At 70.6% G+C, this 25,691-nt stretch carries 19 protein-coding genes and 1 riboswitch; of the genes, 6 read left to right on the top strand and 13 right to left on the bottom strand.

Annotated elements, in window-relative coordinates; translation table 11 throughout:
* Positions 1-3: 3 nt before the first annotated feature.
* Positions 4-2,973 (bottom strand): GNAT family N-acetyltransferase, encoded by a 2,970-nt coding sequence (locus ACIRPT_RS31870; RefSeq protein ID WP_403833418.1) that lies wholly within the window; start codon positions 2,971-2,973, stop codon positions 4-6.
* Positions 2,974-3,120: 147 nt separating this feature from the next.
* Between ACIRPT_RS31870 and ACIRPT_RS31865 the strand changes: the two genes are divergently transcribed.
* Positions 3,121-3,402, top strand: a complete 282-nt coding sequence (locus ACIRPT_RS31865) for an HPr family phosphocarrier protein (RefSeq protein WP_400071853.1) — start codon at positions 3,121-3,123, stop codon at positions 3,400-3,402.
* A 299-nt stretch (positions 3,403-3,701) separates the two neighbouring features.
* On the opposite strand, the gene ACIRPT_RS31860 is transcribed toward ACIRPT_RS31865, so the two are convergent.
* From ACIRPT_RS31860 to ACIRPT_RS31845, 4 genes are all read right to left on the bottom strand, one after another.
* Positions 3,702-4,388, bottom strand: coding sequence for a GntR family transcriptional regulator (locus tag ACIRPT_RS31860; RefSeq protein WP_403833416.1), 687 nt, complete (start codon positions 4,386-4,388; stop codon positions 3,702-3,704).
* Positions 4,389-4,594: 206 nt separating this feature from the next.
* Positions 4,595-5,407, bottom strand: a complete 813-nt coding sequence (locus ACIRPT_RS31855) for a M23 family metallopeptidase (RefSeq protein ID WP_403833414.1) — start codon at positions 5,405-5,407, stop codon at positions 4,595-4,597.
* Between the two features lie 12 nt (positions 5,408-5,419).
* Positions 5,420-5,576, bottom strand: a riboswitch (cyclic di-AMP (ydaO/yuaA leader).
* A 241-nt stretch (positions 5,577-5,817) separates the two neighbouring features.
* Complete coding sequence (locus ACIRPT_RS31850; RefSeq protein ID WP_403833508.1) at positions 5,818-7,185, bottom strand: M16 family metallopeptidase; 1,368 nt, start codon at positions 7,183-7,185, stop codon at positions 5,818-5,820.
* A gap of 38 nt (positions 7,186-7,223) precedes the next feature.
* Complete coding sequence (locus tag ACIRPT_RS31845; protein WP_403833505.1) at positions 7,224-8,576, bottom strand: M16 family metallopeptidase; 1,353 nt, start codon at positions 8,574-8,576, stop codon at positions 7,224-7,226.
* Positions 8,577-8,940: 364 nt separating this feature from the next.
* Between ACIRPT_RS31845 and ACIRPT_RS31840 the strand changes: the two genes are divergently transcribed.
* The gene (locus ACIRPT_RS31840) at positions 8,941-11,388 is read left to right on the top strand and encodes a DNA topoisomerase (ATP-hydrolyzing) subunit A (protein ID WP_403833411.1); all 2,448 of its coding nucleotides are present in this window, start codon (positions 8,941-8,943) and stop codon (positions 11,386-11,388) included.
* Between the two features lie 183 nt (positions 11,389-11,571).
* Here the strand turns inward: ACIRPT_RS31840 and ACIRPT_RS31835 are convergent, their stop codons facing one another.
* Complete coding sequence (locus ACIRPT_RS31835) at positions 11,572-12,675, bottom strand: CobW family GTP-binding protein (protein WP_403833409.1); 1,104 nt, start codon at positions 12,673-12,675, stop codon at positions 11,572-11,574.
* 314 nt (positions 12,676-12,989) lie between these two features.
* Between ACIRPT_RS31835 and ACIRPT_RS31830 the strand changes: the two genes are divergently transcribed.
* The 3 genes from ACIRPT_RS31830 (at position 12,990) to ACIRPT_RS31820 (ending at position 17,079) form a co-directional block, all read left to right on the top strand.
* A complete protein-coding gene (locus ACIRPT_RS31830; RefSeq protein ID WP_403833406.1) occupies positions 12,990-14,000 on the top strand; it encodes a sucrase ferredoxin in 1,011 nt (336 codons plus the stop codon).
* A 728-nt stretch (positions 14,001-14,728) separates the two neighbouring features.
* The gene (locus ACIRPT_RS31825; RefSeq protein WP_403833502.1) at positions 14,729-16,408 is read left to right on the top strand and encodes an ATP-binding protein; all 1,680 of its coding nucleotides are present in this window, start codon (positions 14,729-14,731) and stop codon (positions 16,406-16,408) included.
* Entirely contained in the window at positions 16,405-17,079 is a 675-nt protein-coding gene (locus ACIRPT_RS31820) for a response regulator (protein ID WP_403833403.1), read from the top strand. The genes ACIRPT_RS31825 and ACIRPT_RS31820 overlap by 4 nt, the downstream gene beginning before the upstream one ends.
* Before the next feature lie 62 nt (positions 17,080-17,141).
* Here the strand turns inward: ACIRPT_RS31820 and ACIRPT_RS31815 are convergent, their stop codons facing one another.
* From ACIRPT_RS31815 to ACIRPT_RS31790, 6 genes are all read right to left on the bottom strand, one after another.
* A complete protein-coding gene (locus ACIRPT_RS31815) occupies positions 17,142-18,746 on the bottom strand; it encodes a cation acetate symporter (RefSeq protein ID WP_403833401.1) in 1,605 nt (534 codons plus the stop codon).
* On the bottom strand, positions 18,743-19,264 hold the full coding sequence (locus tag ACIRPT_RS31810) for a DUF485 domain-containing protein (protein ID WP_403833399.1): 522 nt from the start codon (positions 19,262-19,264) through the stop codon (positions 18,743-18,745). Before ACIRPT_RS31810 ends, ACIRPT_RS31815 begins: the two co-directional genes overlap by 4 nt.
* Positions 19,265-19,367: 103 nt before the next feature.
* Positions 19,368-20,042, bottom strand: coding sequence for a response regulator (locus ACIRPT_RS31805; protein WP_403833397.1), 675 nt, complete (start codon positions 20,040-20,042; stop codon positions 19,368-19,370).
* The gene (locus ACIRPT_RS31800; RefSeq protein ID WP_403833394.1) at positions 20,039-21,205 is read right to left on the bottom strand and encodes a sensor histidine kinase; all 1,167 of its coding nucleotides are present in this window, start codon (positions 21,203-21,205) and stop codon (positions 20,039-20,041) included. Before ACIRPT_RS31800 ends, ACIRPT_RS31805 begins: the two co-directional genes overlap by 4 nt.
* Positions 21,206-21,252: 47 nt before the next feature.
* Positions 21,253-21,741 carry a DUF1453 domain-containing protein gene (locus tag ACIRPT_RS31795; protein WP_403833392.1) on the bottom strand — a complete coding sequence of 163 codons (489 nt, stop codon included), beginning with the start codon at positions 21,739-21,741 and terminating at the stop codon, positions 21,253-21,255.
* Positions 21,742-21,901: 160 nt separating this feature from the next.
* Positions 21,902-24,022 (bottom strand): type IIA DNA topoisomerase subunit B, encoded by a 2,121-nt coding sequence (locus ACIRPT_RS31790; RefSeq protein ID WP_403833390.1) that lies wholly within the window; start codon positions 24,020-24,022, stop codon positions 21,902-21,904.
* Positions 24,023-24,467: 445 nt separating this feature from the next.
* Here ACIRPT_RS31790 and ACIRPT_RS31785 point away from each other — a divergent pair, with 445 nt between their 5' ends.
* Positions 24,468-24,698, top strand: a complete 231-nt coding sequence (locus ACIRPT_RS31785) for a hypothetical protein (RefSeq protein WP_043266503.1) — start codon at positions 24,468-24,470, stop codon at positions 24,696-24,698.
* A 141-nt stretch (positions 24,699-24,839) separates the two neighbouring features.
* On the opposite strand, the gene ACIRPT_RS31780 is transcribed toward ACIRPT_RS31785, so the two are convergent.
* Positions 24,840-25,646, bottom strand: coding sequence for a S1 family peptidase (locus tag ACIRPT_RS31780; protein ID WP_403511555.1), 807 nt, complete (start codon positions 25,644-25,646; stop codon positions 24,840-24,842).
* Between the last annotated feature and the right edge of the window lie 45 nt (positions 25,647-25,691).

Genomic DNA, 25,691 nt, shown 5'->3' with positions numbered 1-25,691 from the left:
GCCTCAGTAGACGGGCAGGCGGCGGGGGCCGAGGTCGGTGGTGGCGGGGGGCCGGGCCAGGCGGACGGCGGCTCCCAGGACGGAGAGACCGTGCGGTGCGACGACGACCGGCTCGAGGTCGACGCCGACGACCTCGGGGTGATCATCGACCAGCCGGGAGACGCGCAGCAGGAGCTCGGCGAGGGCGGTGGTGTCCACGGGCTGTGAGCCGCGCCAGCCGAACAGCAGCGGGGCGGCGCGGATCGACCGGATCTGGTCGGCGACATCGCGGTCGGTGGCCGGAATCAGCCGGTGCGAGATGTCGCCGAGCAGCTGGGAGGGGGCACCGGCCAGCCCGAAGGAGAGGACGGCGCCGGCGGCCGGGTCGATGGCGGCGCGGACGACCGTGTCGACGCCGCGCGGCACCATCGCCTGGACGACCGGGCGCAGCTCTTCGGGCGAGCCGAGGAAGTCGGTCAATTCGGCATAGGTGCGGCGTAGTTCGCGTTCGCCCGCGATGTCCAGACGGACGCCGCCGAGGTCGGCGCGGTGTCGCAGATGGGGGGCGGTGGTCTTGAGGGCGACCGGGTAGCCGAGCCGGGCGGCGGCGCGGAGGGCGGTGTCGGGGTCGGGGGCGGGCAGGGAGGGGCGGGTGGGGATGCCGTAGCGGGCGAGCAGGGCCTCGGCGTCGGGCGCCGGCAGTGGGGCGGAGCGGCCGGGGCCGGGGCCGAGGCGGTCGAGGAGCCGGTCGATATCGGCTCCGGCGGCCGTCTCCTGGATGTCGTCGTACTCGGGCACCCGGCCGGGCTCGGCGGCTTCGCGGCGCCAGGCGGCGTAGCGGACGGCCTCGGCGAGCGCCCGGACGGCCCGCTCGGCGGCGGGGTAGGCGGGGATACGGACGGGGGCGGGGCGGCGGCGGAGCGGGGCCGGGGGCGGGGGCGCCGTTTCCTGGGGCGGCCGTGGGCCGGAGGAGGGCGGGTACGGGGGGCGCGGGGGGTATGTGGGCTGGGGCGGCGCCTGGACGGGGGCGCCCGGATGGGGCGGCGCCGGGGAGCTGGAGGGGGCCGGCGTCTCGTCCCGGGGCGAGGGCGGCGGCCCGGGTGCCTCTCCCGGGGCGGCCAGCGTCTCGGCCAGGTCGTTCATCGCCAGGTGGACGACCGTCACGGGCTTGGCGGGGTCGGCCGCGGCGGCGGTGCGCAGGGCGGCGGCCAGGGCCGTGCCCTCGCTCGCGCCCGGAACGGCGCCTTCCCCTTCGCCCACCCAGGGGATGGCCGTCACGACGACGGCATCGCAGCCGTCGCCCGCGAGCGACTGGGCCAGCGCGGCCCGGAAGTCGTCCGGTGTCGCCGTGGGGGCCAGCACATGCGGCCGCAGCGGGCGCAGGCCTTCGGTCAGGCAGGCGTCGTAGGCGAGCAGCGCGAGCGATTCGGAATTGCCCAGGATCGCGATGCGGGGCCCGGTGGGCAGCGGCTGGGAGGCGAGCAGCAGCCCGGCGTCGATCAGCTCGGTGATCGTATCGACGCGGATGACACCGGCCTGCCGCATCAGGGCGGCGACGGTGCTGTCGGGGATCCGGACCGTGGGAACGGCGTGGCCCAGCGGGGCGGTGCCGTTGTGCCGGGCGCCCTTGGCGACCACGACCGGCTTGACGGCGGCCGTACGGCGGGCGAGCCGGGCGAACTTGCGGGGATTGCCGATGGACTCCAGATAGAGGATCACCACGTCGGTGTCCGGGTCGTCGTACCAGTACTGGAGGAGGTCGTTTCCGGAGACGTCGGCGCGGTTGCCGGCCGAGACGAAGGACGAGATGCCGGCGATGCCGCCGTCACCGGGGCCGCGTGCGTGCAGCCCGCTGAGCAGGGCGATGCCGATCGCCCCGGACTGGGTGAACAGACCGATGTGGCCCGCGCCGGGCATCTGTGGCGCCAGGGAGGCGTTCAGCCGGACGGCCGGGGCTGTGTTGATCATGCCGAAGGCGTTGGGCCCAATGAGCCGCATGCCGTACGAGCGGGCCTGGCGGAGCAGGGCCCGCTGCCGCTCGCGGCCTTCGGGACCCGCTTCGGCGTATCCCGAGGACAGGATCAGCACGCCCTGGACTCCGTGTTCGCCGCAGTCGCGGACGACCTCGGGGACATGGTCGGCGGGCACGGCGATGACCGCCAGGTCGACCGGGTCGGGGATCTCGCGCAGCGAGCGGACGGCGGGGACGCCTTCGGGGTCGAGGCGGTCCATGCCCTCGGGGAAGGCGTGGTTGACGGCGTGGGCGCGGCCGGTGAAGCCGGAGTCGAGGAGGTTGCGCAGGGTGGAGCGGCCGACGCCTCCGGGGGCGCGGCCCACTCCGATGACGGCGACCGAGCCCGGGGCGAGCAGCCGTTGGACGGAGCGGGCCTCGGCGCGCTGCTCCCGGCCGCGCATCACGGCCATGGACTGCTCGGTCGGCTCCAGGTCGAATTCCAGCCGGACCACGCCGTCCTCGAAGGTGCGCTTCTGGGTGTAGCCGGCGTCCGTGAACACCTTGATCATCTTGGAGTTCGCGGGCAGCACCTCGGCCGCGAACCGGCGGATGCCGCGCTCACGGGCCACCGCCGCGACGTGCTCCAGGAGGGCGGAGGCGACACCGCGGCCCTGATGGGCGTCCTGGACCAGGAAGGCGACCTCGGCCTGGTCGTCCTCGGGGTCCTTGGCGGGCAGCCCCTGGTCGTTGATCCGGTCATAGCGGACGGTGGCGATGAACTCGCCGCCCACCGTGGCGGCGAGGCCGACGCGGTCGACGTAGTCGTGGTGGGTGAAACGGTGGACGTCACGGTCGGACAGACGCGGGTAGGGCGCGAAGAAGCGGTAGTACTTCGACTCGTCCGAAACCTGCTCGTAGAACGAGACCAGCCGCTCGGCGTCGTCGGGGGTGATGGGGCGGATCTGCGCCGTGCCACCGTCGCGCAGCACCACGTCGGCTTCCCAGTGGGTCGGGTACGCGTGATCCGGCTGCGTCTGCATGCGGATAAGCGTACGGCGGGGCACTGACAACCGGCTCGGCATGCGTACGCTCGGTTTCAACGGAGCGTTGCCGGAGCGCTGCCGGAGCACTCCGGCAGCGTGAGAGACTGGTCTAGACAACTGTCACGTGACTTGAAGGGCATCACCATGGCTGAGCGCCGCGTCAATGTCGGCTGGGCAGAGGGCCTGCACGCCCGCCCCGCCTCGATCTTCGTCCGTGCGGCCACCGCGGCCGGCATCCCGATGACGATCGCCAAGGCCGATGGCAACCCCGTCAACGCGGCCTCCATGCTCGCCGTGCTGGGCCTGGGCGCCCAGGGTGGCGAGGAGATCGTGCTGGCCTCCGACGCCGAGGGCGCCGAGGCCGCGCTCGACCGCCTGGCGAAGCTCGTCTCCGAGGGCCTGGAAGAGCTCCCCGAGACTGTCTGAGTCGAGTCCTTCGGGATCCTTTTGCTTTCTCTGCCCGCGACCCCGCGGCGGCGACCCGAAACGGTTGCCGCCGCGGGGTCGTTTTATTGACGGCGAGGGCGTGGGCAGCGGGCATGGATCAACCGCGGGACGGAATTGCATGCAGTCGCTGAAACCGATTCACCGTACGGGCATACCGAAATCAGGGATCGCCGATTATCCGGGCGGACGCGCAGCGCGGAAATACCGGCATCACGAATAACGGGCACCATTACGCACCCCGCGGAAAATCCCGCACCCCTTTGTATACAGACCTCATGTTAATTACGGGCACGCGCCGTGTTGACGGGCCGTTTCGCATCCCTCACCGCGGCTGCGGCAGTCCGCAGCCGGTACACCGGAAGGGAGCGTTCGATATGAGTCGCCATCAGGGCGCGGGCCCGCTCCGCATCGCCCCTGGCCACCGCGTCCAGCACCGCGCCGTGTTCCTCCCACGAGTCGGTGGCCCGCGCGGGGAGTTCCACGGCGTACATCCACTCGATCTTGCGCCGTAGCTGCGTGAGCAGCGCCGTCAGACTGGGGCTGCCCACCGCCTGGGCGAGCGTCTCGTGGAACCAGCCGTCCAGTTGGCGCACGTCCGCGGGGTGACCGTGCCGGGCCCGCTCGCGGCCGAGCCGTACGAGGCCGCGCAGCACCTTCAGGTGGGCGGGGCTGCGGCGGACGGCGGCACGGGCGGCGCCCAGCGGCTCCAACAGGGCGCGGATGTCCAGCAGATCGGCCGCTTCCTGCTCGGTGGGCTCGGCGACGCAGGCGCCCGCATGCTGGCGGGTGGTGACAAATCCCTCGGACTCCAGGGTGCGCAGCGCCTCGCGGACCGGGACTCTGGAGACGCCGTAGCGGGCCGCGAGAATTTCCTCGATCAGCCGGCTCCCCGGCGCGAGCGCGCCGGAAACAATGTCATCGCGAATCGCCGTGCACACCGCATGCGCGGAAAGATGGCCTCGCATCGTCCGTGCCTCCGCCGTAATTCCCGGGAAACGCCGCCGATCGGCGGGTTTTCCGTGACTCTATTCGACCGGGACGACTTTTCCGACGGGCTCCGGGAATTCGGCGATATTTTTTGGCCAGGTGCCCGGACGGCCGGCGGCGGCCGACCGCCGGATACGCGGAAGCCCCGGCCGACGGCCGGGGCTCCACCAGGACACGCGGGGTGTCAGACGCCGACGCCGTGCGAGCGCAGATACGCGATCGGGTCGATGTCCGAACCGTAGTCGGGGCCCGTGCGGGCCTCGAAGTGGAGGTGCGGCCCGGTGACGTTGCCGGTGGCGCCGGAGAGGCCTATCTGCTGACCGGGGGTGACGGTCTGGCCGACCGAGACCCCGATGGACGACAGGTGGCCGTACTGGGTGTACGTCCCGTCGTGCATCTTGATCACGATGTTGTTGCCGTACGAGCCGCCCCAGCCGGCCTCCACGACGGTGCCCGAGCCGACGGCGTGGACGGAGGTGCCGGTGGCGGCGTGGAAGTCGATGCCGGTGTGACTGCCGGAGGACCACAGGCTGCTGGAGGCCTTGTAGCCGGTGGAGATGTAGGAGCCGGCTATCGGGGCGACGAAGGCGTTGAGCCGCTTGCGCTCCGCCTCGCGGGCCGCGCGCTCCTTGGCCTCCCGCTCCGCCTTGGCCTTCGCCTCGGCCTTCTTCTTGGCGGCCTCGGCGAGCCGCTGGGCCTCGTCGGCCGCCTTCTTCGCCGCGGCCTCGGCCTTCGCCTGCACTGCGGCGGCCTCGGCGGCCGTCTGCTGCGCGTCGGCCTGGGCCTCGACGCGGCTGGCGAGCTCGTCGCCCATCACGACGGCCTGCTGCAGGCCGGTGTCCTCGGTGTGCATCTCACCGCTGGCGGCCAGCGCCGGCGAGGCGACGGAGGCGACGACGCCGGTGGCCGCGAGGGTGGCCATCCCGGCGATCTTGCGGGTCGTACGGGCCGTGCGGCTGGCACGACGATGCTTCCCGGTGGCACGGGTGAACGCCATCTGGTGGCTTGTCCTTTCCTTCCTTCTCGCCTACCGGGTTAGCTGACGGGTTCGGAGCAGGAAGGTCTCCTACGGGCTCCTCCGAAGAGGGGCCCGATTCACCCCAGGGGACATGTGGGTCCCCGGCTCCCCTGGCTCGCGCCGTACGGGGACTCGGCGATGACTGTCCGGTGCCACTGTTGTGGCGGACCTGTGACGAACAGTCGGACCGACGCTAATCGGGACATCTTTCAATCGGCAAACAGAACCTGCCCTTTGTGCCGTACGCCACAAGGACACCGGGCAATCAGACGCAATATTCCGGACATACGACGGCTCCCGTGGCGGTCGTGCACCACGGGAGCCGTTGCGTCGATCGATGGCCGTCTCGTCACCCGGCCGGTCCCTGACGGTTTGTCAGGCAGTGGGTCTCAGCCGCTGACGACCGTCACCTCGCCGATGCCCAGTTTCCTGACGGGCTCCGCGATCTGCGCGGCGTCACCTACCAGGATCGTCACCAGGCGGTCCACGGGGAACGCGCTGACGGCGGCCGCGGTCGCCTCGACCGTCCCGGTCTCCGCGAGCCGGGCGTACAACTGTGCCTGGAAGTCGTCCGGGAGGTGCTGCTCCACCTGGTCGGCGAGGGTGCCCGCGACGGCCGCCGCGGTCTCGTACTTCAGCGGCGCGACCCCGACGAGGTTCTGCACGGCCACATCCCGCTCGGTGTCCGTCAGCCCCTCTGCCGCGAGGGTGCGCAGCACCTGCCACAGATCCTGCAGCGCCGGCCCGGTGGAGGCGGTGTCCACCGACCCGCTGATGGCGAGCATGGCGGCGCCGCTGCCGTCCGCGGAGGAGCGCAGCACCTGGCCGAAGGCACGCACCCCGTAGGTGTAGCCCTTCTCCTCGCGCAGCACCCGGTCCAGCCGGGAGGTGAGGGTGCCGCCCAGGCAGTACGTGCCGAGCACCTGCGCGGGCCAGACCCGGTCGTGCCGGTCGGCGCCGATACGGCCGATCAGCAGCTGCGTCTGGACGGCTCCGGGGCGGTCGACGATGACCACGCGGCCGGTGTCGTCGGCGGTGATCGCCGAGGGCTTCAGCGGCTCGGTGGTGGAGCCGCGCCAGGCGCCCAGAGTGTCGGCGAGCGCCGCGTCCAGGTCGACGCCGGTGAGGTCGCCGACGATGACGGCCGTGGCCGTGGCGGGCCGCACATGGGCGTCGTAGAAGGCGCGGACGGCCGGGGCGTCGATGCGCTCGACGGTCTCCTCGGTGCCCTGGCGGGGCCGCGACATCCGGGACGTGGCCGGGAACAGCTCCTTGGACAGCGCCACCGCGGCCCGGCGCGCCGGGTTGGCGAGCTCGTGCGGGATCTCGTCGAGGCGGTTGCGTACCAGCCGCTCGACCTCGCTTTCCGCGAAGGCGGGGGCACGCAGCGCGTCGGCGAGCAGGCCGAGCGCGCGATGCAGCCGGGACACCGGCACCTCGAGGGAGACCCGCAGGCCGGGGTGGTCGGCGTGCGCGTCCAGGGTGGCGCCGCAGCGCTCCAGCTCGGCGGCGAACTCCTCGGCGTCGTGCTTGTCGGTGCCCTCGGACAGGGCGCGCGACATGATCGTGGCGACTCCGTCCAGGCCCTGGGGCTCGGCCTCCAGAGGGGCGACGAGGTTGATCTCGACGGCAACGACCTGCTGGCCGGGGCGGTGGCTGGTCAGCAGGGTGAGCCCGTTGGCCAGTTGAGAGCGCTCGGGGGCCGGGAAGGCCCACGGCTTGGGCGCGCCGCCCTTGGGCTGGGGGTGGAAGTCCATGGTGGTCGCGGCGGAATCTGCGCGGGTGGTGGAGTCGCTCACCGGTCCGCCTCCTCCTTCTCGGTGTCGGCGGCCGGGTCGGCCGGGGCGGTCGGCTCCGTGGGCTCGTACACGAGCACCGCGCGGTTGTCGGGGCGCAGCCGGGCCTTGGCGACCGCCTGCACCTCCTTGGGGGTGACGTCCAGGACGCGCCGGACGGCGGTCAGCGCGAGCTGCGGATCGCCGAACAGGACGGCGAAGCGGCACAGTTCGTCGGCGCGGCCACTGACCGTGGCCAGGCGGTCCAGCCATTCGCGCTCCAACTGGGCCTGCGCGCGCTCCATCTCCTCGGGGCTCGGCCCCTCGGCGGCGAAGCGGGCCAGCTCCTCGTCGACGGCGCTCTCGATGGCGGGGACCTCCACGCCGCCCGACGTCTTCACGTCCAGCCAGCCCAGCGAGGGCGCACCGGCCAGCCGCAGCATGCCGAAACCGGCCGCGACGGCGGTGCGGTCGCGGCGCACCAGGCGGTTGTAGAGCCGGGAGGACTCGCCGCCGCCCAGGACCGTCAGCGCGAGGTCCGCGGCATCCGCCTCACGGGTGCCGTCGTGCGGCAGCCGGTAGGCCGCCATCAGGGCGCGGGAGGGCACTTCCTCCTCGACGACCTCGCGCAGCTCGCCGCCCATGACCTCGGGCAGCGAACCGTCGCGCGGCGGCTGTTTGCCATTGTGCGAGGGGATCGAACCGAAGTACTTCTCCACCCAGGCCAGCGTCTGCTCGGAGTCGATGTCCCCGACGATCGACAGGACGGCGTTGTTGGGCGCGTAGTACGTACGGAAGAACTCCCGCGCGTCCTCCAGAGAGGCCGCGTCCAGATCGGCCATCGACCCGATGGGGGTGTGGTGGTACGGGTGTCCCTCCGGGTACGCCATGGCCGTCAGCTTCTCGAAGGCCGTGCCGTAGGGGACGTTGTCGTAGCGCTGGCGGCGTTCGTTCTTGACGACGTCGCGCTGGTTCTCCATGGACTCGTCGTCGAGCGCGGTCAGCAGCGAGCCCATCCGGTCCGCCTCGAGCCAGAGCGCGAGCTCCAGCTCGTGGGCGGGCATGGTCTCGAAGTAGTTGGTGCGCTCGAAGCTCGTGGTGCCGTTCAGCGATCCGCCGGCGCCCTGGACGAGCTCGAAGTGGCCATTGCCGTTCACCTGCGCGGAACCCTGGAACATAAGGTGCTCGAAGAGGTGAGCCAGGCCCGTACGGCCCTTGACCTCGTGGCGGGAGCCGACGTCGTACCAGAGGCACACCGCTGCGACGGGGGTCAGGTGGTCTTCGGAGAGCACCACGCGCAGGCCGTTGGGCAGCCGGTGCTCGGTCGCTGTCAGGCCGCCGGAGCCGGCTTGTTCTGTGGCCGTGTGACCCATGGGCATGTACGTCCCTTCGATCCGCTTGCGAGGAAGTTCTGTCACTGTATGCAACCGCGCCGACATCTGGCGAAGTTCCCGGACGAGCGGACCCGTACGGAGGGCCTGCGCGGCGGCCCCGAGACGCCGAAAGGGGAGTCGCGGTCGGCGTTGTCAGTGGGGCGGTCCACAATGGTCCGCGTCAGACTCAGGCAGACTCACGGGGTGATCCGCCGGCTGATCGATCCGATGAGTGATCGATCCGCCGGCCGACCGGCCCGCCAGACGGGCGACCGGCAATTGCGGTCCGCCCGGCAGTGTTGACCGACCCGAGCATGTTGATCCCACATCGGCAGTAGACGCAGCAGAAGGAGCCGCAGCCGCGATGGCCCGCCGCAGCACGAAGACCCCGCCGCCGGACGACTTCGAGGAGAGGATCCTCGACATCGACGTCGTCGACGAGATGCAGGGTTCCTTCCTTGAGTACGCGTATTCGGTCATCTACTCCCGCGCCCTGCCGGACGCCCGCGACGGCCTCAAGCCCGTGCACCGCCGCATCCTGTACCAGATGAACGAGATGGGCCTGCGGCCCGAACGCTCGTACGTCAAGTGCGCCCGGGTCGTCGGCGAGGTGATGGGTAAGCTCCACCCGCACGGCGACGCGTCCATCTACGACGCGCTGGTGCGCATGGCGCAGCCGTTCTCGATGCGGCTGCCGCTGGTGGACGGCCACGGCAACTTCGGTTCGCTGGGCAATGACGACCCGCCGGCCGCGATGCGTTACACCGAGTGCCGGATGGCCTCGGCGACGTCCCTGATGACGGAGTCCATCGACGAGGACACCGTCGACTTCGCGCCGAACTACGACGGCCAGGAACAAGAGCCGGTCGCCCTCCCCGCCGCGTACCCGAACCTCCTGGTCAACGGCACGTCCGGCATCGCCGTCGGGATGGCGACGAACATGCCGCCGCACAACCTCGGCGAGGTGATCGCCGCGGCCCGCCATCTGATCAAGCATCCGAACGCCGATCTCGACACCCTGATGCGCTTCGTTCCGGGCCCCGATCTGCCCACCGGTGGCCGGATCGTAGGCCTGGGAGGCGTGCGGGATGCGTACGAGAAGGGCCGCGGCACCTTCAAGATCCGTGCCACGGTCACGATCGAGACCGTCACGGCACGCCGCAAGGGTCTGATCGTCACCGAACTCCCCTTCACCGTCGGCCCCGAGAAGGTCATCTCCAAGATCAAGGACCTGGTCGGCTCGAAGAAGCTGCAGGGCATCGCGGATGTGAAGGACCTCACGGACCGCCAGCACGGTCTCCGGCTGGTGATCGAGGTCAAGAACGGCTTCAACCCCGAAGCCGTTCTCGAGCAGCTCTACAAGCTCACGCCGATGGAGGAGTCCTTCGGCATCAACAACGTCGCACTGGTGGACGGCCAGCCGCTGACGCTGGGCCTCAAGGAGCTGCTGGAGGTCTATGTCGACCACCGCTTCAACGTGGTGCGGCGGCGCAGCGAGTTCCGGCGCAGCAAGCGGCGCGACCGGCTCCACCTGGTCGAGGGCCTGCTGACGGCGCTGGTGGACATCGATGAGGTCATCCGCCTCATCCGCTCCAGCGACAACAGCGCCCAGGCCAAGGAGCGGCTGATCGAACGATTCTCCTTGAGCGACATCCAGACGCAGTACATCCTCGACACCCCGCTGCGCCGGCTGACGAAGTTCGACCGCATCGAGCTGGAGTCGGAGCGCGACCGGCTCCAGGAGGAGATCGAGAAGCTGACGCAGATCCTCGAGTCGGACGCCGAGCTGCGCAAGCTGGTCTCCGGCGAGCTGGCCGCGGTCGCCAAGAAGTACGGCACGGACCGGCGCACGGTCCTGCTGGAGTCGGCGGGACCCGCCGTCGGCGCGGTGCCGCTGCAGGTGTCCGACGACCCGTGCCGGGTGCTGCTGTCCTCGACGGGGCTGCTGGCGCGTACGGCCACCGGGGAGGTGCCGTTCGACGCGGAGGCCAAGCGGGTCAAGCACGACGCGATCGTCTCGGCGGTGCCGGCCACGACCCGCGGCGAGGTCGGCGCGGTGACGTCCACCGGGCGACTGCTGCGCATCCCCGTGATCGACCTGCCGCAGCTCCCGGACACCGCTGCGGCGCCCAGCCTGTCCGGTGGCGCGCAGATCTCGGAGTTCCTCACCCTCGAGGAGGGCGAGGAACTGATCTGCCTCACCACGCTGGACGAGTCCTCGCCCGGCCTGGCGCTCGGCACGGAGCAGGGGATCGTCAAGCGCGTGGTGCCCGACTACCCGTCCAATAAGGACGAGTTGGAGGTCATCACCCTCAAGGACGGCGACCGCATCGTGGGCGCGGTGGAGCTGCGAACCGGTGACGAGGACCTGGTCTTCATCTCCAGCGAGGCGCAGCTGCTGCGCTATCCGGCCTCGCAGGTACGGCCACAGGGTCGGCCCGCGGGCGGCATGGCGGGCATCAAGCTGGGCGAGGGCGCGAAGGTGATCGCGTTCACCGCGGTCGATCCGGCCGCCGAGGCCATGGTGTTCACGGTCGCCGGCTCGCACGGCACCCTGGACGACTCGGTGGCCACGGCCAAGCTCACGCCGTTCGACCAGTATCCGCGCAAGGGCCGGGCGACCGGCGGTGTGCGCTGTCAGCGGTTCCTCAAGGGGGAGGACTGCCTGACCATGGCGTGGGCCGGAGCCGCGCCGGTGCGGGCGGCGGACGCCAAGGGCGCGCCGGTGGAGCTGCCGGAGGTGGATCCGCGCCGGGACGGCTCGGGCGTCCCGCTGACCAAGCCGGTGGGGGCACTGGCGGGGCCCGTGTAGGCGGGGTCGGTGTAGTAGGCGGGGTCGTCGTAGGCGGAGCGTCGCCGAGCGGCCGGCCGGTCCTTGGGGACCGGCCGGTTCGCGGCGTGGGCGGGGCGAGCGATGGGCGGGGCGAGCGCTGTTCAGGAGTCCGCGGGGGCCGGGGGTGTGCTGCGGCTGCGGTCTGCAAGCCCTGACCGGTGGCTACTCCTCGCGGGAGGCCACGTAGCGCAGGACGCCCCACATGCTGTGCTCGGAGGTTTCCGCCGGAGTGTCGTCGCGGCACGTTGTCAGCTCTTTCCGCAGAGCCGCCGCGTCGATCCCGCTGCCGATCAGGACGAGTTGGGTGCTGCGCTCTTCGTCACGCCCCCAAGGCGAAGGGTAGAAGCGCAGAAAGTCGCCCACAGCGTGCACGCTGAACTTCTGCCGGCTGCCCGGGACATCGAAGTGGACGAAGCCCTTGATGCGGTAAAGGCCGGTGGGCCGACTGTCAAGGAAGTCCATAAGCCGACGCGGATTCATCGGCTCGGCTGAGGTGAACTCCACACTTTGATAGGCGGTGTGGAGGTGAGCACAGGGCTCACTGGGACCGTGGTCATGGCCTTGGTGCTCGTCGGGCGGGTGGCCGGGGTCGGCAGCCGCATCCACACCGCTGTCGCGAAGCAGATCCTCGAAGGACAACTGCCTGACCGCCGCGTCGAGGTCCTCGCCTGCGCCCCGGTCGAAGAACAGCTCCGGGTCGATGCGCCCGTAGGCCGTACAGACCACGGGCCTGCCCGGCGCGAGATACCCCAACGTGTCCATGAGCTCCTGACGCGCCGCGTCCCCGATCCGGTCCGCCTTATTGAGCACCACAAGATCGGCGATGCCCACATGCCGGTCAAGTTCGGGGTGCCGGCTACGGGTTTCCGCGAACTCCGCGGCGTCGACGACCTCCACCAGCCCGCCGTAGACGATCCGGTCGGTCTCGCTGGCGAGGATCATCCGGATGAGTTCCTCGGGCTCGGCCAGCCCACTGGCCTCGATGACGATCACGTCAATACGGGCGGCCGGGCGGGCCAGCCGCTCCAGGTAGGTGTCGAGTTCGCTGGTGTCGACCGCGCAGCAGAGACAGCCGTTGCCGAGCGAGACCATCGAGTCGACCTGCCCGGCCACGGTCATCGCATCGATCTCGATGCTGCCGAAGTCATTGACGATGGCACCGATGCGGGTTCCGGCACCGGCGCCGAGCAGGTGGTTGAGGAGGGTCGTCTTGCCCGACCCGAGGAAGCCCGCGAGTACGACGACCGGAATCTGTTGCATGGCCAAGGTGGGGCGCCTCCATGGTGCGGGTGGCGAGCCGCACGGGATGGCGGCGGACGAGCTGTCGATCGTAACGGACCCCCGCTGACGCTCCCCCGGCCACGGCGGCCTCGCCGTCGGCGCGCGGCCGGGCCACCCTTGCGTCCCGCCGCCGGGCGTCTGGCGCGGCCGCGGGCAGCAACTGCGGGCGCGGGCGGGCCCACATACCGGGCCGCCGGCCGGATGATCTCCGGATCCCCGGCCTGCTTCAGGATCGGCGGGCAGAGGGGGACACCGGCCGGCGAGGAACCACCACAGCGGATCAGGTTAGGCTTACCTTCGTGAGCTTCTGTGCTACCGCTTCCCGCGAAACGGCCGAACCCGTCGCCGGGACCGCGGCGACCGCCCGCACCTGGCTGCTCATCGAGCAGACCGGTCCCTGGGGTGCCCATGCGCTGACGGACAGCCACCTCGATCCGCACCTCGGCAGAGCCCTCGAGGCCGCGACAGACGGTACGGCCGTACGCGTCGCCCTGATCCGTCGGCCCGGACGGCATGCCGACCGCCACGGCGTCCCCCGACGCCGACTGTTCGTCGCGCACACCGCGCCGGGCCGCTCCTGGATCCGCACCACCACCCTCAGCGACCCTAGTGCCGCCCTCGGGCTGGACTTTGCGGCGCTGGGCGCCGGGGACCACCGAGGCCTCTGGGAGCCGTACACCGGTGACCCTCTGGTCCTCGTCTGCACCAACGGCAAGCGGGACCGTTGCTGCGCCGTTCTCGGTCGGCCTCTGGCCGCCGAGCTCTCCGCCAGCGGCACCGAGACCTGGGAGGTCACCCACATCGGAGGCCACCGTTTCTCCCCCACGCTCTTCGTGCTCCCGTACGGCTACGCCTACGGGCGGGCGTCGGCTGATCTCGTCAAGGACGCCGTGGAGGCGGCGCGCAATGGACGGATCACGTTCGACCACTGCCGCGGCCGTTCCGCGTGGGACCGGCCGGCGCAGGCCGCTGACCTGGCGGTTCGCGAGCTGATCGGGGAGGAGCGGGCGGACGCACTCGACGTCGTACGGACCGACACGGTGAGGCCCGAACCGGGGCGGGCCGACGACCGGGCGCCCGTGGGTGGGCCGCTCCCGGGAAGCACCACCGCCTGGTCCGTTTCCGTCGCGCACACCGACGGCCGCGCCTGGCGTGTTGCCGTTGAACAGCGGACCGACGGTGCTCCGGCGCCCGCTAGTTGTGGTGCGCCGCTCGGTCCACCGGCGCGTATGACGGTCACCTCCATCACCGCCGTCTCGGGCGGCGCCGCTACGCCGCGCTGCCCCTCGCTCCTCCTTCCGGTCTCCTGACGCCGCCGACCGCTCCTGCTTCCCGCTCGCCGGGCGACACCTACGGCAGCGTTTCTCTGTGGGTGGCCCCGCGATGCTCTGTGCCGTGCTGCGCGTCAGCACCAGCCCCAACGCCACCCCGAGCGTGACCGCCAGCGCCAGACTGCCCAGCACCGGTCTCACTACTTCCACCACGGTGATCGGGCGCCGCGCCCCCTTTGATACCGTGCTTCGTCGCTCTCCGCCCCGATCCCGCATCGACCACATGGCCGCTCCCTCTCCGCGTATTCCGCACGCCCCGCTCTCGGCCTCGCACTCTCTGCAGCGCGCTGCGATTGCCGGACGGTACGAGCCCCTGCAACTTCACGCTGCGAGGCTATGCGCACACAATTCGCCACCGAAAGGCCTGTGGATAACTCTGCGTAACATCGCCCCCGGAGCCCCGGGGTGCATGGGAGTCGCTCCCCGACCACCGTCCGCATCCGGCATGGGAGGGATTACCGACCCGGTCTCCTCCGCGCTTACTGTTCGTTCGTATGGGCGAGAAGGACGAACCGGCCTCACGCCCGAGCGCCGCACGGCCCTCGGGCCACGTGCCGCGCGCCGAGGCCTCCCTGAGGGTCGCGGGCAGCGCTGAACGACGCCGCAGCAAGCCGTCGGCCGCGAAAGGCGCGTCCCCGGTCGGCCGGCCACGCGCCACCAGGCTGCGTCTGGGCTGGCCGCGCCGTGTCTTCTCCCAGGTACTGCTGATGCAGCTGGCCATCGCCAGCGGTGTCACAGCGCTCGCGACCGGCCTGTTCCTCGCCCCGCTCAGCGCCGAACTCGACGATCAGGCGATGCGCCGCGCACTGGCCATCGCCCAGACCACCGCCGCCGAGCCGCGCCTCGACGACGCCCTGAAGTCCTCCCGCCCGACGCAGCAAGGCCCGGTCCAGGATGAGGCCGAGCGGATTCGCGCCGCCACTGGCGCCGAGTACGTCGTGATCATGGACCAGCGCGGGGTGCGCTGGTCTCACCCTGACCCGGACGAGATCGGCCACCACGTCTCCACCGACCCGAGCACCGTGCTCGCCGGCAAGCAGGTCATGCAGATCGACGAGGGCACGCTCGGTCGGTCCGCCCGTGGCAAGGTGCCGCTGCGCAACAAGGACGGCAAGGTCATCGGGGCCGTATCGGTCGGCATCTCGTACGAGAGCGTGCAGGAGCGGCTGCTCTCCACCGTGCCCGAGCTGCTCGCCTACGCGGGCGGAGCCCTCGCCGCGGGCGCGCTCGCCGCCTATCTCGTCGCCCGCCGCCTGCAGCGACGTACCCACGACCTGGCCTTCTCGGACATCTCCGCACTGCTCACGGAACGTGAGGCGATGCTGCACGGCATCCGTGAAGGGTTCCTCGCGCTGGACAAGCGCGGCCGGATCCGCCTCATGAACGATGAGGCGCAGCGCCTCCTCGACCTGCATGCCACAGACACCGGACGCCCCTTGGACGAGAGCCTGCCACCGGGCCGCACGGCCGACGTCCTTGCCGGCCGGGTCTCTGGTGCCGATCTGCTCGCCGTCAGCGGGCAGCGTGTCCTGGTGGCGAATCGCATGCCCACCGATGACGGGGGCGCCGTGGTCACCTTGCGTGACCGCACCGAACTGGAGCGACTGGGCCGGGAACTGGACGGCACCCGCGGTCTGATCGATGCTCTCCGCGCCCAGGACCACGAGCACGCCAACCGGCTGCACACACTCCTAGGGCTGCTCGAACTCGGGCTGTACGAGGAGGCCGTGGATTTCGTGACGGAAGCCGTGGGCGTGCACCGGGCGACCGCAGAGCAGGTCACCGAGCACATTCGCGATCCGCTGCTGGCCGCGCTCCTGGTGGGCAAGGCCACAGTGGCCACCGAGCGCGGCGCCTCGTTGCACCTCTCCCCCACCACGTTTCTGCCCGACCGCCTGGTCGACCCGCACGGCTTGGTCACTGTCCTGGGCAACCTCGTCGACAACGCCCTGGACGCCACGGCGGGCCGGCGGGACGCGCGGGTGGAGGTGGAGGTCCACGTGGACGGCCGGACCGCCGTCGTCCAGGTCTGCGACAACGGCCCCGGCGTGCCCGAGGCCCGTCGCGCGCAGATCTTCACCGAGGGCTGGACGACCAAGGAACCACCGGCGCATGGGCAGCGCGGCATCGGTCTGGCGCTCGTTCGCCGCCTCGCAGAGCGCTATGGCGGCAGCGTCTCGGTCGGCGAACGCGTCGGAGGTGGGGCGGTCTTCACGGTGACGCTGCCCGATGCGCTGTCCGAAAAGCCTCCGGAGTCGACGCATGAAGCCTCGCGTCGCGAAAGGCGTACGGACGACGCTGTCTCCGCGAAGCCCGGCAGCACCAATGGCTCTCAGCAGCCGGCGAGCGCCGATGATGCGGCGGACACCACGGGAGCGGGCCGATGATCGACGTATTGGTCGTGGACGACGACATGCGGGTCGCGGAGATCAATGCCGCGTATGTCGCCAAGATCGCGGGCTTCCGCGTCAGCTGCTTGGCCCACTCCGCCGCCGAGGCGCTGGCCGCCCTCGACACACACCCCGTTGACTTGATCCTCCTGGACCACTACCTCCCCGATGAGACGGGCCTCCAGCTGGTGGCCGATCTGCGGCGGCGGGGTCTGCTCACCGACGTGATCATGGTGACTGCGGCCCGTGACATCGCGACCGTGCAGGCCGCCATGCGCCATGGCGCGCTGCAGTACCTGGTCAAGCCGTTCACCTTCGCCGGCCTGCGCTCCAAGCTGGAGGGATACGCGGCGCTGCACCGTACCTTCGAGAGCGGCGGCCAGGCGGAACAGTCCGAAGTCGACCGAATCTTCGGTGCTCTAGGGGCTGCCGGTGCGGGCAGCACCGAGCTGCCCAAGGGCCACTCCACCGCCACCGCCGACCGTGTGCGCTCGGTGCTGCGCTCCGCGGACGCCCCGCTGTCCGCGCAGGACGTCGCCTCCCAGGCGGGGCTGAGCCGGCAGACCGCCCAGCGGTACCTCAAGCTCCTGGAACGCACCGGCCGGGTCCGCCTCACCCTCAGGTACGGCGAGACCGGCCGCCCCGAGCACCGTTACGAGTGGGTCTAGGGCTCGGCACGCGGAGAACGAGCCGGCGTCACCGTACGGCGCAGGCCTGCCGCACGAGTGCCCTAGACGGCCCCCGCCCCGGTGAGCGCCCGGACCTCCGTCTCCGCGTGACGGGCTTTGTCGGCTGTCTCCGGGGAGAGCGCCGTTCCCAGCCAGCCCATGAGGAAGCCGAGGGGGATCGATACGACACCTGGGTTCTCCAGTGGGAAGTAGGCGAAGTCCAGACCTGGGAAGAGTGACTCCGGAGCACCGGACACCACCGGTGAGAGCACGACCAGGGTGAGTGCCGGGATCAGGCCGCCATAGACCGACCAGACGGCGCCACGGGTGGTGAAGCTGCGCCAGAAGAGCGTGTAGAGCAGAACGGGCAAGTTGGCCGACGCCGCGACGGCGAACGCCAGGCCCACCAGGAAGGCGATGTTCAGGCCCTGGGCCAGCAGCGCGAGGCCGATGGCGACGGCGCCGACGCCCACCGCCGCGATACGCGCCACGGCCACCTCGCTCCGCTGGCCGCCCCGCGTCGCGCTTCGCGAGCGCCGTAGCGAGGCGTACAGGTCGTGGGCGACGGAGGCGGACGAGGCGAGGGTGACGCCGGCGACGACGGCGAGGATCGTGGCGAAGGCGACGGCGGCCACGATCGCGAAGAGAACCGTTCCTCCAGTCGAACCGGCGCCGCCGCCCAGTTGCAGGGCGAGCAGCGGAACCGCGGTGTTACCTGCCTTGTTGGACGCGCGGACGGCGTCGCTGCCGAGCACCGCGGCGGCCCCGAATCCCAGCACGATGGTCATCAGGTAGAAGCCGCCGATCAGGCCGATGGACCAGACGGCGGAGCGGCGGGCGGAGCGCGCCGTGGGGACGGTGTAGAAGCGGGCCAGGATGTGCGGCAGCCCTGCGGTCCCGAGGACGAGTGCGAGGCCGAGGCTGATGAAGTCGAGCCGGGATGTCCAGTCGTCGCCGTACTTGAGTCCCGGTGCGAGGAAGTCACTTCCGTGGCCGCTGCGTTCGGCGGCGGTGTTGAGCAGCCCGTTGATGTCCCCGTGAAAGCGTGCCACCACCAGAGCGGTCAGTGCGATGGCACCTCCAAGGAGGAGCACGGCTTTGACGATCTGGATCCATGTCGTGGCCCGCATGCCTCCGAAGGCGACATAGACGACCATCAATGCGCCGACGCCGATCACCGTCCAGGTACGGGCCTGTGCGCCCGCCCCGTCGAGAAGCAGCGCTACGAGGCTGCCGGCGCCCACCATCTGGGCCACGAGGTAGAGCACGGAAACGGTGACGGAGGCGGCGCCGGACGCGATACGGACGGGGCGTTCGCGCATTCGGGCGGCGAGGACATCGGCGAGGGTGAACCTGCCGCAGTTGCGGACCAGTTCGGCGACCAGGAAGAGGACGACGAGCCAGGCGACGAGGAAGCCGACGCAGTAGAGCAGGCCGTCGTAGCCGAAGAGGGCGATCAGTCCCGAAACGCCGAGGAAGGACGCGGCGGACATGTAGTCCCCCGCGATGGCGAAACCGTTCTCCATGGGCGAGAAGAGCCTGCCGCCGGCGTAGAACTCCTCGGCGGAGCCGTGCCTGCGGCGGCTCGCCCATGTGGTGATCGCCAGGGTGACGGCGATGAACACGCTGAACAGGGCCAGCGCCAGGGTCTGGTGGTCGCCGGTCAACGGGCGTTCCTTCCGGTCAGTTCCTGGGTCTCCCAGCGGATGTCGAGCGCCGCGCTGTCCCGGCACAGCCTGGCGTGCCGCGCGTAGGCCCAGGTGAGCAGGAAGGTCGTGGCGAACTGCCCGAGTCCGGCGAGCATCGCGACGTTGAGCGCGCCGGCGACGCGGTGCGCCATCAGGCCTGGTGCGGCGGTGGCCGCGATCACGTAGGCGAGGTACCAGGCCAGGAAGAGGGCCGTGGCGGGAACGACGAAGCGCCGGTAGCGGCGTCGTACCTCCTGGAAAGCGCCACTTCGCTGCACCGCCAGGTAGACCTCGTCGTGGGTCGCGGGCCGCGGCTCCGGTACCGGCGCGGGTGTCCGCACAAGGTCCGGCGCGCACCGTTCGCCGGTCGCGCCGTTGTCCAGCCCGCCCCACCGGTCGGCGTGCGCGTCGCACCAGGGGTCGTCGTCGTACCAGGGGTCGTCGTCGCACCGTACGTCGCCGGGCTCACCGGCCGCTCTGCCGTCCTGCTTGTCCACCGAACACTCCTTGTTGCACGGGCCTGTAGACCGTGGGGCCAAGGATGGACAGAAAGGAAGATCCGGGACTCTTCATTCCGAATGCTTCACTGAATCAGGTGGGTTATCCGGGCGGCTGTGCGAGACCGTGGCGGTAGGCGTAGCGGATCGCCTGGGCCCGGTCCCGCAGCCCCGCCTTGGCGAAGAGGTTGTTGATGTGGGTCTTCACGGTCGCGGTGGAGACGTGGAGCGTGCGGGCGATTTCCGGGTTCGACTGCCCCTCTGCGACGAGACGCAGCACCTCCGTCTCGCGGGCGGTCAGCCCGTCCGGCGGGACGTCCGGCGACTGCGGCCGGGGCGGTACGGGCTCCGCGAGGCGCTCCAGGAGGCGGCGCTGGATCTTGGGCGACAGCCCGGCTTCGCCGGAGAGGACGTCGTCGATGGCGCGGACGATCTCGTCGCCGTCCGCGTCCTTGGTCAGATAGCCGCGGGCGCCGGCCTGGAGGGCGGGGAAGAGCGAGTCGTCGTCGGCGTAGGTGGTGAGCACCACGACCTGGGTGCCCGGGTGGTCCGTACGGATGCGGCGGGTCGCCTCGACGCCGTCGCAGCGCGGCATCCGCAGGTCCATCAGAACAACGTCAGGGGCGAGTTCGGCGACCATGCGGACCGCCTCTTCGCCGTCCGCGGCGGACCCGACGACCTCGATGCCCGGCAGCAGCCCCAGCAGCATCACGATGCCCTCACGCACCACCGTCTGGTCGTCGGCGACCACCACGCGTGCCTCCGTGCGTGCCGTCATGCGGGCACCCTCAACCGCACCACGAAGCCCTCCTCCTCGGGACCGGACTCCAGTGTTCCGCCGAGGAGTTCGGCGCGCTCCCGCATCCCGAGCAGACCGTACCCGGCGCCGCTCCGCGCGAGTTCGGCGGGCGCGCCGCTGCCGCCCGAGTCGCGTACCTCGAGCCCCACGTCGCCGTCCGCGTATTCCAGCCGCACGCTCACCCTGGCGCCCGGGGCATGCTTGCGTACGTTCGTCAGCGCCTCCTGGGCCACCCGCCGGAGCGCGAGCCCCGCTTCCGCCGGGACGGTGCGCCGCTCGCCCGTGACGTCCAGCTGTGCGCCCTCAGCGGCCGTCAGACGGCGCAGGAAGTCCTCGATGGGGATCATGTCCCCGCGCAGGGCCGAAAGCGCCTCACGCGTCCCGTCAAGCCCTTCGCGGGCCATTCCCCGGCACGCGACCACCCGCTCCAGGATCTGATCACGGTCTGCCTCGAGGTCGGTGCTGCGCTGGATCAGCTGCCGCGCCGCCTCCAGGTGCACCAGCTGGGCGCTGAGACTGTGGGCGAGTACGTCGTGGATCTCGCGGGCGATCCGGCCGCGTTCGGCCAGTGCGGCCGTCTCGGCCTCGGCCGTGCGGGCCGCGCGTTCCTGGGCCAGCAGCCGCTGGGCGTTGCCGCGTGCCTCGGCGTCCAGCCGTACGACGTAGCCCGCCAGCGCGAGGCCCACGGTGGTCGTGGTGGTCGTCAGCCAGTTGTCGCTGTTCATCGTGGCGAACGCAGCGAGGGCGGCGGCCGAGCACGGCAGGGCGACGCTCAGCGGCAGCCGCTGCATGGCGGTGATGGCGCACGCACACCACAGCACGACGGCGGCCGTCCGCGCCCCGGCGAGGTCGAACCCGAATGCCGCGGCCTCCAGCAGGACGAACAGGCCGACGGACGGCCACAGGCGGCGTGCCAGGGTCGTACGCAGGAAGCCGCGGAACACCAGCATGGTGGCGACCATCCCCGCGGCCGCCGCCCCCAGACCCCAGCCACTGAAGGCACCCCCCGCCAGGGTGGTCCACAACAGACCGGCCGCCACCAGGACACGGATCGCCCGTCCGACCCACAAGCGGGCGGCGCCGGTGCCCTCACGGGAGAGCGACTCCCGCAGGGGCCAGCTCGTCCAGGGATTCGGCGGCACGTACGGTCCTTCGGAGGTGGCAGGTGGTTCGGGGCGCGCGGCGGGCATCAGCCGGCAACGGGGACACGGTACGTCCGCCGGGTGGCCTGCGCCCGCCAGGCGAGGACTCCGGCCCGGGACAGCAGCATCGCGGCAACGGAGAGGGTGATGGCCGGGCTGCCCTGGTGGACGTCCATGAGCCGGCCCACCCCCATGGCTGCCATGCGGACCGCCATCCCGCACAGCCATACGCCGGCCGCCGCCCAGCTTCCCTTGCTCCACACCTCGCCATCCGCGTCGGTCCAGATCCGGGTGGTCCAGGCCCAGCCGGCGCCGCTCGCCAGCGCTATCAGGAGCTCCACACCGAGCAAGGTGACGGAGGCCGTGCGGTGGGCGGGATCCAGGAGTCCGGGCTCCCGGCAGGCCACGACCGCAAGGACGAGGGGGATCAGCCACCACTTCTTGTCCGCCGAGCTGATGCGCTGCACCGTGAACTGCCGGACGAATACGAACACGACAACCGCGGTGATCATGACGATGGTGAGCACGCCGCTCATGGCCTGGGCCTCCGTAGGACGGGGAATTGACGACGCTCCCGACGCTACGGAGAGGGCCTCGCCGGCCGGATCGGAGCAGGGGTGGGCGGCGGGTGGAAATCGCGACGGGCGCCTCTCCACCCGGGGGTGGAGAGGCGCCCGTCGGGGTTCGCGGCCAGGCTCAGGTGTCGATGCGCGAACGGTCGAGCGTGGAGGCCGAGTTGGTGATGAACTCCTTACGGGGGGCGACTTCGTTGCCCATCAGGAGGTCGAACACCTTCTCCGCCGCTTCGAGGTCGCTGATGTTGATGCGGCGCAGGGTGCGGTGCCGCGGGTCCATCGTCGTCTCGGCGAGCTGGTCGGCATCCATCTCACCCAGGCCCTTGTAGCGCTGGATGCTGTCCTTGTAGCGGACGTTCTTGCGCTGGAGCTCGAGCAGCGTCTGGCGCAGCTCGTTGTCCGAATAGGTGTAGATGTACTTATCCTGCCCCTTCTTCGGGTTGATCAGTTCGACGCGGTGCAGCGGCGGGACCGCGGAGTAGACCCGGCCCTGTTCGACCATCGGCCGCATGTAGCGCTGGAAGAGGGTCAGCAGCAGGGTGCGGATGTGGGCGCCGTCGACGTCGGCGTCGGCGAGGAAGATGACCTTGCCGTAGCGGGCGGCGTCGATGTCGAAGGTGCGGCCGGATCCGGCTCCTATGACCTGGATGATGGAGCCGCACTCGGCGTTCTTGAGCATGTCCGAGACCGACGACTTCTGGACGTTGAGGATCTTGCCGCGGATCGGCAGCAGCGCCTGGAACTCGGAGTTGCGCGCCAGCTTCGCGGTGCCGAGTGCCGAGTCGCCCTCGACGATGAACAGTTCGCTGCGGTCGACGTCGTCGCTGCGGCAGTCGGCGAGCTTGGCCGGCAGGGAGGAGGACTCCAGCGCCGTCTTCCGACGCTGGGCCTCCTTGTGCTGACGGGCGGCGATGCGCGTACGGGCCGCGGCGACGATCTTCTCCATGACGGAGCGCGCCTGCTGCTTGTCGTCCCGCTTGGTGGAGGTCAGGAACGCCTTGAGTTCCCGGCTCACCACCTGGGCGACGATCCGCGAGGCGGCGGAGGTGCCGAGCACCTCCTTGGTCTGGCCCTCGAACTGCGGCTCGGCAAGCCGTACGGTCACCACCGCCGTGAGGCCTTCCATGGCGTCGTCCTTGACGACGTCGTCCTCGGCGACCCGCAGCAGCTTCTGCGTACGCAGCACCTCGTTGACGGTCTTGGTGACCGAGCGCTCGAAGCCGGAGACGTGTGTGCCGCCCTTGGGCGTGGCGATGATGTTGACGAACGACCTGACCATGGCGTCGTAGCCGGTGCCCCAGCGCAGCGCGATGTCGACGGCCAGTTCCCGGGTGACTTCGGTGGGTGTCATGTGGCCGCGGTCGTCCAGGACGGGCACGGTCTCCTTGAAGCTGCTCTGGCCGGTCAGGCGCAGGACGTCGCAGACGGCCTTGTCCTGGGCGAGGTACTCGCAGAATTCACTGATGCCGCCGTCGTAGCGGAAGGTCTCTTCCGTCTTGCCGGCACCGTCGATGCCGCGTTCGTCGCGGACGACGAGGGTGAGGCCGGGCACCAGGAAGGCCGTCTGGCGGGCGCGGGCATGCAGCGTCTCCAGGGAGAGCCGGGCGTCCTTGAGGAAGATCTGCCGGTCGGCCCAGTAGCGCACCCGGGTGCCGGTCTTGGCCTTGGTGACGCGCTTGCCCTTGATCAGGCCGTTGGCGGGGTCGAAGGGGGCGTCGGGGCCGGACTCGGTGAAGATGCCAGGGACGCCGCGGCGGAAGCTGATGGCGTGCGTCTTGCTGTTGCGGTCCACCTCGACGTCGAGTCGCGCGGAGAGCGCGTTGACGACCGAGGCACCGACGCCGTGCAGGCCGCCGGAGGCTGCGTACGAGCCGCCGCCGAACTTTCCGCCGGCGTGCAGCTTGGTCATCACGACCTCGACGCCACTCAGCCCGGTCTTGGGCTCGACGTCCACGGGGATGCCGCGGCCGTTGTCACGGACCTCCACCGACCCGTCGTCGTGGAGGATCACCTCGATGTGGTCGCAGTAGCCGCCCAGCGCCTCGTCGACGGAGTTGTCGATGATTTCCCACAGGCAGTGCATCAGGCCGCGACTGTCCGTCGAGCCGATGTACATGCCAGGACGCTTACGGACGGCCTCCAGACCCTCGAGGACGAGCAGATGCCGCGCGGTGTAGTTGGATCCGTCCCGGTCTGCCCCGGTCAGCACTGCGGTGGACGGCACGGACATCTCGGCGGTCACGCGGTTCGCTCCTCGCTGAATTTCTGGCAGTCCGCATTCCGCGGACTCGGTTGTGGCGGTGTCGCCGGTGAGAGGGTACCGAGGCCTGGTAGAGCCGATGTGACGCCACCCGTAAGCACGTCCATGGTAGTAGGTTTTCGCTCACACGTTCGATCCCTCGATAGTATGACGTCCGAGTGACGTGCACATCACGTTCCCTTCGAGGCATGAACCATTTAGGCTCCGGGCACGTCCTCATCAACAACCGGCAAGCCAGCCGGGAGGACGGAACCCAACAACCAACGTGACGCAGACCACCACGCAATACGGCTCATTCGCCGCCACCCGGCAGCACCCGGCCCCCTCGAAGAATTTTTTTCGAGGAAAAGGCACAAGCGGGAACGTTTTCGGCCTGGTTGGATGTTGACCCTGGTACGACAGCTCGTCGAGCTAGAGAAGAGGCGACGTGACTACTGTTCTGACACCCGCGAGCCCGCTGACGGCCGCTGACCGCTGCGACCGCTGCGGCGCCCAGGCATACCTGCGCGTCGTCCTGATGTCCGGCGGCGAACTGCTCTTCTGCGCCCACCACGGTCGCAAGTTCGAGCCAGAACTCAAGAAGATCGCCGCGGAAATACAGGACGAGACGGAGCGGCTGACCGCCTCTCCAACGTCCGCGTCCGATGAGGAACGCTGACACTTCGCATCCACGACGAGCGAACAGCGGCCTGAGGCCGTGCGGCGGGCGGTTCCCCCGGCACAACCGGGGGGACCGCCCGCACTCGTACGCTCCGTCGTGCCCCACTGCTCCACGCCCCCTCACCCGGCGGCCTCCCGCTCACCCGGCACCGTGCCCGGACACCGCGGGAAGGAGCGCCGAGGCACGCGTATAAACACCCGGGCTGCCTGCCTTTCCGCAGCCGGTCCCCCATGACACCAGTCCCACCAGGCGCCCGCGCACCACCAGCGGCCCGCCGCTGTCCCCCTGGCAGGCGTCCCGCCCGCCCCCCGGCTCACCCGCACACAGCATGGATTCGGGCTTGTACGTACCGTCGGCGTTGCCGGGGTAAGCCTTGGCGCAGACCGAGTCACTGAGCACATTCACGTCGGCCGACCGCAGCCGCGAGGCATAGCTGCCCTCGCCGGTCATGTCCCCCCAGCCGTAAACGGTGGCCGCATTGCCTGCCTGATAGGCGGAGTCTTCTTGGCGCGCTATGGGAATCGGCCGGTTACTGACGGGCTTCGGCAGCGTGAGAACGGCCATGTCGCCTTCGTTGGTCCAGCTGTCATACGCCGGGTTCACCCAGACCTTCGCGGGCTTGAGTTCATGGCCACCACCCTGGGTGAGGTTGTCGCGTCCGATGACGATCCGCAGATCGGTCACCTGCTGCCAGGGCACGCCCAGCACCTCCCTGCTCAGACAGTGCGCGGCGGTCACCACCGTCGAACTGCCGACCAGGACGCCGCCGCAGAACTGTCCGGAGCGCGCGGCGCCGAACCGTTCGTGGGAGGCGAGGGCAACCGCCCATGGGCTCTGGGAGAGGCGTACCGGCGTACCGCCGACCACGGAATCGTCCGCGGTCGCGGCGGTCGGCAGGGCGAAGACCAGTGCGAGGGCTCCGAAAGCAGCGTGGGACGGGCGCATACGGACTCCTGACTCTGGGGACAGTGGTCGCCCACCCAGAGTGAC

It is taken from the genome of Streptomyces sp. NPDC101227, from assembly GCF_044767545.1.
Taxonomy (GTDB): Bacteria; Actinomycetota; Actinomycetes; order Streptomycetales; family Streptomycetaceae; genus Streptomyces.
Note: the sequence above shows the minus strand (reverse complement) of the source record. Positions and strands in the feature narration are given on the sequence as shown.